We start from the raw sequence: 8,607 nt of genomic DNA on the forward strand, positions 1-8,607 counted from the left end.
TTTTTAAACAGTAAACCTGGAATAGAGTCTTTAACAACATTTGCATAATCTCCTTTAAAATCAGATGCATAATCAAATTCTGCAGATTTAAAAACTTTCCCGTTTTTTGAAATGTAGCCAAATTTTCTATTTTTTTCCTTAGTGTCTTTTGTCATTAAGAAATTTATAAGATCAGAATAATATTCTGCAACACTCTCTACTGGATATGAATTTATTTTCAAAAATTCTCTTTGAAAAACATCTGACATGTCTTTGTTCTGAGCATTTATTGTTATACAAATCAAAAAAAATAATAGTGAAATTTTATTTTTCATATATTCAGTTTTATAAGGAATTTTGGTTACTATTCATGCTAAAGTTCAGGCGCTTGGGGAGGTTGGGTATTGATAAAGACTCATTTTTCGATTATAGGCAAGGTTTTGCATCTACAAAAACAACTTTAAATTAAGTCTAAAACCTCAATCTTGCCAAACGCCTGTAATTGCAGTTGATTATGTTTTTAACATAATTCCATGGTGTGGATCATTTTTTCTCTGTAAAAAAAGCTGCGAAATCTTATCTTGAAAATGTATTTCAAATAGGCCTAATATTTCGGGATTATAATTTGTATCAGTAGAACTTATTTCTATTAAACTACGCTTAAATTTCCATGTATATTGTTCCTTTTTTTTGTCAGAGTAAATTACCTCTAAAGTTTGGTCATTTTTAAATTCAAATAAAACACTATCAGCATATTTTGTAAGAATAACTTGTGTAATAACTCCATCTTTTTTTGCTTGTTCAAATTGTAATAAGCCCCACTTATGAACTATTCTGTTTTGCAAATTTTTCTCATTTAAGCTTTGTCCAACACAAGTTGAAATCGATAAGAGTAAAGTAATAATTAATGTTTTCATATGGTTTAAATATTAAAATAGTATTAGATTATTGATTCTGCATTTTAATCACTTGTAACTTGTATTTTCATCTCACAATATCAGATATATTACACCAAAACCGTGTTGACTTGTCTGACAAACGTTATCATTTTGCTTTTGCTAATCTATAATAAAAACAGTACAAATAAAAATATTTTTAAGTATATAATCTTACATGCTTTGTGCTATTGTTCCTTTTACAGAAATCTCCTCAAGCTCTTTCATTTTCGTTATAATATGATAACCAATGTTTTAAACATATTTGAGGTTTGAGATGTTCACATCAATGAACATTACTAGGAAGTTTAAAATAAAAAGTACTACCCAGCCCCAACTCACTTTCTACTCCAATAGTTCCATTTTGAGCTTCAATAAATTCTTTGCTAATGGCTAAACCAAGTCCTGTTCCTGATTTTTGGCTACCCGGAACTTGGAAATACTTATCAAAAATTTTAGTTTTATAACGGGTATCAATTCCTTTTCCAGTATCAATTACTTGAAAAACAACTTGATTGTTTTCATTTTTAAGTTTTACAATTATCGTACTGTTTTCTGTTGAATACGTAATTGCATTGGTTAAAAAATTAATCAAAACCCAAGCCGTTTTCTCACTATCTGCTTTTATATCTGGTAAATTTTGTTCCGTTTTGACAATTAATTCTATTTGCTTTTGTTCTGTTTGCACTTTTACAGCTTCGGTAGCGTAGATCATAATATCATAGGGATTACTCTTTTCCATATTCAGCTTTATTTTCCCCGTTTCTAACTGCGACAATTCCAACAGTTCGCCAGTAATTTTTAATAACCGCTGACTATCGTCTTTAATGCTTTCTATTAATTGCTTTTGATCTTCATTAATAGTGCCTGTTTCTGCTTTTTCAAGTAATTGTAAACTTAATTTGATGGATGAAATTGGGGTTTTCAATTCGTGCGAAACGGTAGCAATAAAATTGGTTTTAGCAAAATCCAGTTCTTTAAAAACAGTAATGTTTCTCAAAATAATAACATTTCCAATATCAATAATTTGATCTTCTCCTGTTGGTTTTATCGTAATATTTACAGTTTCTTTTTCGAAATAACTTTCTTTTCCATCAGCAAAAATTTTCATAGGAAGCGATTTCTGTTTTTCATCCGACAGATCCTTAATTACTAACGATTTCATCAAATCATTGGTCAGAGCAAGAGTTGTTACGAGTTTACCCATAACGTCCTCTGATTTTAAACCAATTATTTTCAATGCCTCATCATTTGCAAATAAAATCAAACCCTGATTGTCTAACCCGATAATTGGGTCGTGCATGTTGTTGATTAAAGTTTCTAGTCTTTTCTTTTCAAATGACAGTTTATATAAATTACTATTGTTGTATTCCTGCAGTTTTTCGGCCATGGTATTGAATGATTTGGCCAAATCTCCAAATTCATTGTGGTTCATAAAATGCACTCGTTGCGAATAGTTTTTATTGGCAATTTGCTTGATACTGTCCGTGAGTTCTTTTATTGGGTTGGCAATATTATTGGGCAAATTCACTAATAAATTGAACGCTATCAAAAAGCAAAGTGTTCCTGTTACTGCAATCCAAAAATTAGCAGTCTCTGCTGTGTGTTTTGCAATATCACTTTTTTCTTTTATTGCATTCATATTCAATTTCATAATCTTGAAAATGTCTTGACGAATTTGGCTTTTTAAGGTTTCATCGGTTCTATTTTTCTTCAAAAAATCAAAATTTTTCTGCAAATTATAGGTCGCTTTATCTTCGCCAGCCTCCGTAATATTGGCAATTTGATTGGTAATATTGGTTTCAAAAATAATAATTGCCTTTTCTTCATTCCCGTTAATTTCATCTAACGAAAGAAGCATATTACGCGAATATTCTAGCGTGTTGTAATTGGCTTTCAGAATGTTTTCTGTGTCTTTTTTTATCGAAAAAATATAAAATGCCGCTACTAATGAAAGTATGATTATCATTAGAAAAAGCAATCCAACACCCAGGTTTAATTTGGTTTTAATTTTCATTTTAAGATAGAATTATAAGATCAATATTAGAAGACGATAGGTTGTTCAACAATTTATTGAAAACAGTTGTCGATAAAATTACTTTAAATAAACTCAAATGCGGTTTCCCTATGCAAACAGTAGTGATTTGTTTTTGCGCGACCACCTCTAAAATAGCATCTGTAATATGAGTATTCTGAACTTTAATTACTTCGGCACCAAGTTGTGTGGCCAATTTAAAATTATTAATCAGATGCCGTTGTTTGTCGAGCGCAATTCTGTCGCTGCTTTCTTTTGGCGTTTCTACATACAAAACGCACCATTTGCTGTTGTAATAACTGGCTAATCGGGCTGTTTTTCTTATGATCGTCTTAGCGATTTTGTCGTTACTACTGATACAGGCCAATAATTTTTCATGTTTTACTGCAATGTTTCTAGGTACTTCACTTTCGACTTTCCGATTGACTTGACTCGCAACTTCTTTCAAGGCCAGTTCCCGCAATTGTAAAATTTGGTCGGATTTAAAAAAATTACTTAGCGCCGTAGGGATTTTATCTGCAGTATAGATTTTACCTTCTTTCAAACGGGCAATCAACTCATCTGAAGTCAAATCAATATTCACCACTTCATCCGCTAATTTCAAAACACTGTCTGGAATGCGTTCCTGAACATCAATATTTGTAATGTTTTTTACATCTGCATTTAAACTTTCTAGGTGCTGAATATTCACTGCCGAAATCACATTTATGCCTGCTTCCAGAATCTCCAAAACATCCTGCCAACGTTTCTCGTTTTTGCTTCCTTCTATATTCGTATGCGCTAATTCATCTACAATAACCACTTCTGGACGCAAATTGATGATGGCTTGTAAATCCATTTCTTCAAGCAGTTTCCCTTTGTAAAAAAGGGTTCGCCTAGGAATGACCGGTAAACCCTCTAATAGTTCGTGTGTTTCTTTCCGATTGTGCGTTTCTATAAAACCAATCTTTACATCGATACCATTTTTTAACAGCGTATGTGCTTCCTGTAACATCCTGAAAGTTTTGCCCACACCGGCACTCATACCAATGTAGACTTTAAACTTTCCTTTACGTGATTTCTGAATTAAATCAAGAAAGTGCTTGACATTATTTTCCTTTTCGTTGTCCAATTTGGTTTTAAGATTTTAAATTTTAGAAAAAAATTAAAAAGAAATAACCAATGCTGTCGTTAAAAATACATTTTGATTGCTAGAATTAGTGTTTTTCAAAAAAATATCGTCTTTACTATTCAAAGTTCTTGCTTCTATTCTAAACATCACATTATCAATAACTAAATAATCAAAATTTGTAGAGAAACCGTATGTTTTAAATCCGTTAGGTGTTGCGGTTGCTATTATTACTCCTTTTTCATCCGAATAATACTCCGCTCTTGCTGCCAATTGGATTTTAGTTGTCGGTTTGTATTGCGCTATTAAAATCGGTGCAAACCAAACATCATATTGGTCACTTTCTGTTGCTTTTTGTTGCGCTCCAATATCAAAACCAGCAATTAAACTTGTTTTTTCAGATACTTTAAATTGTCCGTAAAAATTATTGAAATAACGCCATTTTTTTACATTATCCGGTTGTTCATTCCCCACATAAGTACTCCAGTTTAATGTGGTTTTGGCAGTAGGTTTAAAGGTTACTTGTGTACCAAAAGCCGGTGTTTGGTTGCCATCAATTTTCTGGATGCGTTGCCAACCGTTTAAATACATAGCAGCCAAATACCATTTTTCGCTTTTTGACGTATATCCAATTTTCACACCCGCTTCATAATACGGTGAATTATCAGCCAAAATACTTCTAGTCAAAGTGGCGCAATCTTTACCAATAGCGCTTTCAAAACCAATATGTGACGGCATAATTCCTGCATCAACCCACAGATTGTGTTTCGACGAAATTTTCACACCCACATTCGCTTCATACACATTTTTTAGTAAATCCTGTTCTGCTGCCAAATTGTACTCGGCATAAGTTCCGGCCATTAAGGCAAAATTCCCGCGAACATTCTCTTTAGAATAATTTACCTTCGCCAATCCTAAATTCAAATTGACCTCGTTGTGCTTGTTATGACTGTAAATAAATCCAGGCCTTACATGATTGTCTGGTTCTCCAAAATCATAACTGTAATACGTTTCTAAATAACCCGAAAACGTGAAAGGACTTTGTGTTTTTTCAGTTTCTTGTGCACTCACTGTTGATACCCCAAAAGCTATTAAAGCGATACTTATTATATTTTTCATTTTTATTATTTTTAGAAGCTAATCCCGCTATCATTCCAATCTTTTGTCTCGCAAAAAAACGAGACAAAAGGATTTTCCCTTCTATCGGGGCTAGGGCATCTCGTTTTTAAAGACGTTATTTTTTTAATTTGCCATTGAAATTGAAATAAATTCTATTTCAATTCGTCCAAGGCTACATTCAACTCTAGAACATTTACGGTTGCAGTTCCTATTACTGCTGGTGTATTGATTTTAGTTTTTACCAAAGCTTTTACTTTATTTTCTGATAATTTTCTCTCTTTCGCCACCCTTTTTACCTGAATCAGCGCTGCTTGCGGAGAAATATTCGGGTCTAATCCGCTTCCAGAAGCTGTCACCATATCCGAAGGAATCTCTGATTTTTTAAGATAAGGATGCACGATTAAAAAAGTGTCGATTCTTTTTTGCACCAATGCTAAATAATCAGGATTACTCGGTCCTTTATTGCTTCCCCCACTTCCTGCAGCGTTATAATCCACAGCCGAAGGTCTTCCCCAAAAGTAGTTGGATTTATCGAATTTTTGTCCAATTTTTTGATACCCCACCACTTTTCCGTTTACGGTAATTGTTTCTCCTTTTCCTTTATTGGGAGCCAATTGTGCTATTCCAAAAATTGCCATTGGGTAAATAACCGCTAACAATATCACCATAAATAAGGTGAATTTTAATATTGAAAATATATTTTTCATTTTTCTTTTGTGTAAAATGTTAGATGTGAAATGTTAGATGTGAAAGGTTGGATGTGAAAGGTTGGATGTGAAAGGTTGGATGTGAAAAGTTGGATGTTAGATGTGAAAAGTTGGATGTGAAAATGTTAGATGTAAAATGTTTTCTGTGTTTTTTGTTTTTAATATTTCACTTTTTACATTTCACAAATCACTTTTTACTAATCACTTTTTACTGATTACTTTTTACTGATTACTTTTTACTGATTACTTTTTACTGATTACTTTTTACTAATCACTTCTTACTAATCACATTTTACAAATCACATTTTACAAATCACATTTCACTAATTATATAAATAATGCTACAACCAAATCAATTATTTTAATTCCAATAAATGGGATGATCAATCCACCAAGACCATAAATCAATAGGTTTCTCTTTAAAATAGCACTCGCCCCGATTGGCTTATAATCAACCCCTTTTAGCGCAAGCGGAATCAATATCGGAATAATAATCGCATTGAAAATAACCGCAGATAAAATCGCACTTTCAGGACTGTGTAATCCCATAATATTTAATCCTTCAAGAGCAGGAATTGCCGTGATGAAAAGCGCAGGAACAATAGCAAAATATTTAGCCACATCATTCGCAATCGAAAACGTGGTAAGCGTTCCTCTGGTCATCAATAATTGTTTTCCTATTTCTATGATTTCAATTAACTTGGTGGGATCATTGTCTAAATCGACCATGTTTCCGGCTTCTTTAGCTGCTTGTGTTCCGCTATTCATGGCCACACCAACATTGGCTTGCGCCAAAGCAGGTGCATCATTAGTTCCATCACCCATCATCGCTACTAACTTGCCTTGTTCTTGTTCATTTTTGATGTAATTCATTTTGTCCTCAGGTTTGGCTTCGGCAATAAAATCATCTACACCAGCTGCTTCGGCAATAAATTTGGCGGTCAAAGGATTATCTCCGGTTACCATTACCGTTTTTACACCCATTTTTCTCAAACGCTCAAAACGTTCTTTCATTCCCGTTTTAATAATGTCCTGCAATTCAATAACCCCTTGGACTTGAGCATTTTTTACGACCACCAATGGAGTTCCTCCTTTTGATGAGATAGCAATCACTGCTTCTGCAATATCCTCCGGAAAAATTGTTCCAGCTTTCAATGCAATATTTTTTGCTGCATCCTGAGCACCTTTTCTAATATCGGTTCCGTCTTTTAAAACAACACCGCTGGTTCTGGTTTCGGCAGTAAATTTTATAGTTTGTGAAATGTGAGAAGAAAGCTGTGAAATGCTTTCCTTGATTTTGCCTTTTACATCTAACATTTCACTTAATTCAAGTATACTTTTGCCTTCGGGCGTGTCATCAGCCAGTGAACTCAAAACTGCTGACTTTATAAAATCATCTTCCGAAATTCCTTTGGCAGCATAAAAACGAGTCGCTTTTCTATTTCCAATTGTGATGGTTCCAGTTTTATCCAAAAGCAATACATCAATATCTCCAGCAGTTTCTACCGCTTTTCCTGATTTGGTAATTACATTGGCACGCAAAGCCCTATCCATTCCTGCAATTCCAATGGCTGATAACAGACCTCCAATCGTTGTTGGAATCAAACAAACAAAAAGAGAAATAAAAGCAGCAATAGTTATTGGAGCATTCGCATAATCAGCAAACGGTTTCAGGGTTACACAAACAATCACAAAGATTAATGTAAAGGCAGCCAACAAAATAGTTAACGCAATTTCATTAGGTGTTTTCTGGCGGCTTGCTCCTTCTACCAAAGCAATCATTTTATCCAAGAAACTTTCGCCGGGTTCGTTAGTCACGATCACTTTGATTTTGTCTGATAACACTTTAGTTCCACCGGTAACTGATGATTTATCGCCACCCGCTTCCCGAATTACAGGAGCGCTCTCTCCGGTAATGGCACTTTCATCTATAGTGGCCAATCCTTCAATAATTTCACCATCAGTGGCAATTAAATCACCAGCTTCACAAACAAAAACATCGCCTTTCTTTAATTGTGAAGATGTTAGATGTAAAAAGTCAGAAGCTTCAAGCTTGTGGAGAGAGACCTCAAACATCTCACCTTTTACTTTTTTCACAGATGTTTCTTCCCGTGTTTTTCTTAAACTATCCGCTTGTGCTTTCCCTCTTGCTTCGGCAATAGCCTCGGCGAAATTGGCAAACAAAAGCGTTGCTAACAAAATTAAAAAAACTATGAAATTATAAGTAAAACTGCCTTGGTCTTGTGCGCCAAATAAAATGGCAATACACACAGCAAGCATAATGGCAGTTCCAATTTCAACGGTGAACATGACCGGATTCTTGAACATTATTTTCGGGTTTAGCTTTACAAAAGACTGTACTAGCGCCTCTTTTACTTGCTTACTTTCGAATAATGAATTGGATTTATTGTTATTCATTTTCTTAAGAATAAAATGTTAGATGTTAAATGTAAAATGTCTTGATTTAGGATATATTTAATGTAATTGATAATATGTAAAACATGAAACCACATAAAAATTTGAATTCTTGGATTAAAAGTTTTGAATTTGTGAAAGAAATTTATTTAGTCACCAACAATTTTCCACCTGAAGAAAAGTTTGGATTAACTTCCCAAATAAGACGAGCTGCTGTCTCAGTTCCAGTAAACATTGCCGAAGGTGCTGCAAGAAAAGGAACAAAAGAGTTTATCCACTTCCTATATATTTCTTTAGGCTCATTATCTG

General features: G+C 33.8%; 8 protein-coding genes. 1 reads left to right on the forward strand and 7 read right to left on the reverse strand.

Annotation, left to right across the window (positions count from 1 at the left end; genetic code table 11):
* The 7 genes from FPG59_RS11185 to kdpB form a co-directional block, all read right to left on the reverse strand.
* Positions 1-314, reverse strand: a 314-nt coding sequence (locus tag FPG59_RS11185; RefSeq protein ID WP_140344640.1) for a WG repeat-containing protein, incomplete at its 3' end; no start/stop codon positions are given.
* Positions 315-491: 177 nt separating this feature from the next.
* Positions 492-896: a hypothetical protein gene (locus FPG59_RS11190; RefSeq protein ID WP_086454687.1), complete on the reverse strand. Its 405-nt coding sequence runs from the start codon at positions 894-896 to the stop codon at positions 492-494.
* Between the two features lie 304 nt (positions 897-1,200).
* Positions 1,201-2,931, reverse strand: a complete 1,731-nt coding sequence (locus FPG59_RS11195) for an ATP-binding protein (RefSeq protein WP_086454688.1) — start codon at positions 2,929-2,931, stop codon at positions 1,201-1,203.
* Position 2,932: 1 nt separating this feature from the next.
* Positions 2,933-4,060 (reverse strand): sensor protein KdpD, encoded by a 1,128-nt coding sequence (locus FPG59_RS11200; protein ID WP_086454689.1) that lies wholly within the window; start codon positions 4,058-4,060, stop codon positions 2,933-2,935.
* Between the two features lie 33 nt (positions 4,061-4,093).
* The gene (locus tag FPG59_RS11205; protein ID WP_086454690.1) at positions 4,094-5,176 is read right to left on the reverse strand and encodes a porin; all 1,083 of its coding nucleotides are present in this window, start codon (positions 5,174-5,176) and stop codon (positions 4,094-4,096) included.
* A gap of 152 nt (positions 5,177-5,328) precedes the next feature.
* Complete coding sequence (locus FPG59_RS11210; RefSeq protein WP_086454691.1) at positions 5,329-5,883, reverse strand: K(+)-transporting ATPase subunit C; 555 nt, start codon at positions 5,881-5,883, stop codon at positions 5,329-5,331.
* A 327-nt stretch (positions 5,884-6,210) separates the two neighbouring features.
* Positions 6,211-8,301 (reverse strand): potassium-transporting ATPase subunit KdpB, encoded by a 2,091-nt coding sequence (gene kdpB, locus FPG59_RS11215; RefSeq protein WP_086454692.1) that lies wholly within the window; start codon positions 8,299-8,301, stop codon positions 6,211-6,213.
* An 83-nt stretch (positions 8,302-8,384) separates the two neighbouring features.
* Here kdpB and FPG59_RS11220 point away from each other — a divergent pair.
* A partial coding sequence (locus FPG59_RS11220) for a four helix bundle protein (RefSeq protein ID WP_140344641.1) occupies positions 8,385-8,607 on the forward strand: 223 nt, incomplete at its 3' end.

This window comes from Flavobacterium sp. FPG59 (assembly GCF_002150205.1).
GTDB lineage: Bacteria > Bacteroidota > Bacteroidia > Flavobacteriales > Flavobacteriaceae > Flavobacterium.